Below are 3965 nucleotides of genomic sequence, written 5' to 3' on the forward strand. Positions count from 1 at the left end.
TTCAAAAACAATAAATGGAATAACTTATATTTCTACAAGTTATGAATATGCAACCAGAACTGTATTAAAATTTATTTTGGATGGTTCCAATAAATATGATCAAAATCATTATAATGACTCCGTTACTGTTTCTGATGGAACATACAATATGTGTCAGCTTCAAATATGGGTTCAGGGGGGGGATTCAGCTTCGGGTACGAATACTATCAGTACTTTCCCTCTTTCATGGGGTAAAGAAAGTTACACTGAAAACGGAGTTACTTCGGAAAAATTTAATTATAAATTAATGCATGCGTATTCAAACAACAAGAAGGCAAACTGGACAGGCACTTGGGCTTGGGTTACATGGGATTTAAGTTCAGCTGCATATCATGGATTTGTAGCAGGTGATGTTCCATCTGATGCACTCCAAAATGGTCCAAAAGTTTGTTTTGCAGGTGAATGTGCATGGAATGCGCTTAAAGGTAACTATATTTTATATCCTGGTGAAACTCTTCAAATGTGCCTTACAAGTGATACAGATATAGCTGATAAAGGTGCATATTTCTTTAGAACTAAGAACAAATTGGAAAGATAAAAAAAGATGTAATTTAATTCCCGAAAACAGAAAGTTTTATCCCTTTTATTGCTTTACCGCTTTAAAAGGGATTTTTTTATATGCTTTCAATCAGATTTTGAATTTTCTTTTCAAGCTCTGAGCACATTTGTGCTTTTTTAGACTCAGAAAGTTCCCGCTTTATTAAAATTGATTCCATTGGAAAGACTTCATCAATAAATTTTTTAGTTTTTGAAAGATTTTTCAGCTTTTCTTTAATAATTTTCTGACGTTTTTCTTTTGAAAAATCAATCTGCTTTTCTTTTAAGGATGTTGTTTCTGAATCATTTCCTTTTGAAAGTTCTATAAATTTATCCCAGTTTATTTCTGTAATTTTCCCAAGTTGATAACTGTATTTATAATTATCAGAAAGTCTGAAAACTCTCTTTTCAAAAAATTGCGAATTTGAAATAAACCAGCTACGGTAAATTTCTAGTGATTTTTCTGAATTAAAACGCGAACAGGTAATTCTTGTTTCTTTCGGCTTCAATCTGAAATCATTTTTTTCATTGTCAGTTTCAAGTGCGTTCGGCTGTGTATGCTGAAATCCTGATGCAGGTTCTTGATCAAATCCGCACAAAAAAACATTTTTGTCTGTAAAGGAAAGGGCAAATTCCAAAGCCGTGCCCGATACAGTTCCGTTTCTTTTTGAAATTAAATAGGGACATTCGATTGCTTCCAAAAAATCTTTTTCAAGACCGTCTTCATAAATCAGCGGAAGAATCTTTTTTGTTTCAAGAATGTTTTTGGGAACGGCGCTTTCGGCTTCAAGGGCAAAAATTGTATCGCAATCTGACTGAGAAGGAAAATTCAAGTGTTTTTTTGCCCAAAATCCGCCGTCACTGCTCATTACAAAATCAGGTATTATTTCATTTTCTAAAAGCGGCATAAATGAAGAAGAAACGGCAATTAAAAAAAATGAATTTCTGTATTTTTTAAGAAATGGAATTGAACTTTTTAAGCTTGGACCAGAGGCTGTAATTACAACAGGCTGGTTTGTTTTTGATAAAACCACGGTATTTTTAATGTATGAAGCAAATGTTATTGAATTTTTAAGCCATCGTTTTGAAAAATAAGCTCTCGTTCCGATTACATCCCTCGCTTTTAAAATGGCTTTTTTTATTTCCTGCCAGACCTGTGAATTATGTTCCTGAAAAATCTGCTTTGAAGGAGTCCAGTCGAAGGTAAGACTTGAAATTAATTTTTCTTCGCCAAGAAAGTTAAATAAAACTTCACTGAAAGAAACTGAATCTGATGAATTGTCAAAATAAAAAACTTTATCCCATTGACTGTCATATTCAGTAAAACTGCTGCATAATCTTACAGCACAAATTAAAGCATCCGGAAACCGTTTTTTTAAAAAAGAAGCACAATAGGAAAGGGCAGGCTCAATTATAAAAATACAGAAAGGAGAAAAATCTGCCTGTAAATTCCTGGCAAACCGCTCTCCTTCTGTAAGAGGTGAATATTTAGAATGAAGATAAATCCCGTCAAAACTGCAGGTTAATTCTCCGTTTCTGCTTTTTTCAAAAACAATTTTACTGGCAGAGGAAAGCAATGATTCCTTTTTCATTTGAGCAGACTCCGGCAGTAAGGAACGTAGTTGCCTTTGCAGCTTCCTTTGACAAAAGATCTGTAAGACTTCGTGAAATGTGATATGCTAAAAGCTGTTCATCTTCTTCGTCTTTTGCAAAAAGTACAACTTTAATTTCTCCGTCTTTTCCGGTAAAACTTGAATTTGGTTTTCTGAAAAGCTGATTTGTAATAATCTGTGCTGAATTTGTGACTGACTGGATTACAAGAGATTTCAATTCATCACCTGGAATTTCAATTCCGGCAATGTCAGTTTCGATTCCTGTTTTTAATGACAGAATATAAAGCCTTCCGTCAGATAATTCCAGACCTTTCTGTGTGTTTTCAGAAAATTTTGCTAAAATTTTAGCTTCCTGATTCTGAAATTCAACAATGTTCTTAAGCATTACAGCCGTTTCAGACGCTTCACCCAGATTTATATCATCATCTTCTTCTAATTCAATAAGTACAAAAATCAGAGGATTTTCCTTGTCCTTGAAGGGTAGAAAGAAAATTTTATTGATTGAGTTGTATATGTCGTCTTCAAATAAACCGTCAAATTTATCAAGTTCATTGAAATCCCGGGAAAAACACTGCCATTCAAAGGCTTTTGAAAGGGTATTGTCCCAGAATTCTTTGGTTTCGATAAGAAGGGCAATTCCTTTTGCACTGAATCCAAAACTGTCCGTTGCATAATAGAATTCGCCTTCACTTGTCTGACATGGACGCAGAATTGCTGAGCGGATAAATCCAGAGCGTTTTGCCCATTTTGTGAATTCCGGCGTTACATCTGCAAGAATCCGCTGTGCTTTCTGGAGAAGACCTGTTTTTTCTGATTCATTTGTTTCAATTGTTTCCATTAGTCAAGCCCAAGTTCCTTGAACAATTTCTTGTAAGTTTCAAACTGTTCTGACTGTGCGAATTCAGCAATTTTTTCTTCAGGAAGATTTTCCAAAAGCTGATCCATGTAAGAAAGAACTGATTTAATTTCTTTCTGAAGTTCACTTGGAATAGTTGAGTTTGGATTTGTATCAAGTCCTGCATCAGAAGCAAGATAATTGATATTTTCGGCAGTAAGAGATTCGTTAATACTTTTATCTTCTGCCATAAGACGGTCAAGCTCATTTTCTGAAATTGCAACACTGTCTTCAACAGGTTCTTCATTTTCAATTACTTCAACTGGTTCTGAATCCGATACACTTTCTGCACATTCTGATTCTTCAGCTTCATCAAAAATAAACGGTTCATCGATTGGAGCATTTTCTTCATCAGAAACTTCATTTGCAGCTTTTTCCGATGCTTCTTCAACAGAGTCTGCTTCAGACAAAGTCGGTTCATCATCTTCAAAAGAGAAATTATCGAGATCTAAATCAGAAGAATCATTACCGGATTCTTCAAGAAGGTTTTCTTCGCTTGATTCTACAAGAATATCATCTGTTTTTGGAACAGAAATTTCTTCTGGAAGTGATTCCTCTGTGTTTTCTTCAGGAATGTCTAAATCTGATTCAATATCATCAAGAACCGGTTCTTCAAGATTTTCATTTGAAAAATCAATTGAATTTTCAGATTCTTCAGCTGGTTCTGCAGCAAAGTCTGTATTTTCTGTAAAATCAGAAGTTTCTGTGCTTTCAGGTGTAGATGGAGCCTGTTCTTCAACAATTTCTACTGAATTGAGAATATTGTCCATTTCATCCAGTGAAAGGGCAATAGTTTCATCTTCTTCTGGGAACAGCATTCTAAAAAGTGGTGGAAGAATTATAAACAATAATAAGAAGAAAATTCCTAAATAACATAAAAT

Annotated in this window: 3 protein-coding genes and 1 pseudogene; 1 reads left to right on the forward strand and 3 read right to left on the reverse strand. The window is 34.4% G+C overall.

The genetic code is table 11. From position 1 onward, the window contains the following. On the forward strand, positions 1-577 hold a 577-nt coding region (locus tag ACKI5B_RS08030), incomplete at its 5' end, for a hypothetical protein (RefSeq protein WP_407427570.1). Positions 578-653: 76 nt separating this feature from the next. Here ACKI5B_RS08030 and ACKI5B_RS08035 read toward each other — a convergent pair. The 3 genes and pseudogenes from ACKI5B_RS08035 to ACKI5B_RS08045 form a co-directional block, all read right to left on the reverse strand. Beyond that, positions 654-2168 (reverse strand): 6-hydroxymethylpterin diphosphokinase MptE-like protein, encoded by a 1515-nt coding sequence (locus ACKI5B_RS08035; protein ID WP_407427572.1) that lies wholly within the window; start codon positions 2166-2168, stop codon positions 654-656. Then, positions 2134-3027 carry a hypothetical protein gene (locus ACKI5B_RS08040; RefSeq protein WP_407427574.1) on the reverse strand — a complete coding sequence of 298 codons (894 nt, stop codon included), beginning with the start codon at positions 3025-3027 and terminating at the stop codon, positions 2134-2136. The genes ACKI5B_RS08035 and ACKI5B_RS08040 overlap by 35 nt, the downstream gene beginning before the upstream one ends. Continuing rightward, a pseudogene (locus ACKI5B_RS08045) lies at positions 3027-3965 on the reverse strand (hypothetical protein); the annotation flags it as partial. The pseudogene ACKI5B_RS08045 and the gene ACKI5B_RS08040, both read right to left, overlap by 1 nt.

The organism is Treponema sp. (assembly GCF_045657965.1).
Taxonomy (GTDB): Bacteria; Spirochaetota; Spirochaetia; order Treponematales; family Treponemataceae; genus Treponema_D.